Raw genomic sequence first — 248 nt, 5'->3', positions numbered from 1 at the left:
CATAGCCGACCTGGTGAACAACGGCGGCGTGCTGTTCGGCTACCTGGACGCGAATGGGCAACCCGCCTACAGCGCGGACTCCAGCCGCACCCCGGTGCCGATCGGGGGCGGCGCGGTGACCGGCGAGATCGTCGGCGATCAGACCGCGCAGTTCAACCAGCAGGTGGACAACTCGCCACTCCTTGACACGGTGCGCCGTTGGGTCGCGCCGTTCGACGGCAACGTCCGCGTGGACGGCCGCGTACAGC

Annotated in this window: 1 protein-coding gene; it reads left to right on the top strand. The window is 69.4% G+C overall.

Annotated features, from left to right (window positions below):
- Positions 1-248: hypothetical protein (locus AC0IXA_RS27920; protein WP_471814981.1), on the top strand; the 248-nt coding region annotated here is incomplete at both ends.

Source organism: Pseudomonas sp. AC083 (assembly GCF_979253165.1).
The sequence above is the reverse complement of the archived record's forward strand: the minus strand, read 5'-3'. Positions and strand labels throughout refer to the sequence as shown.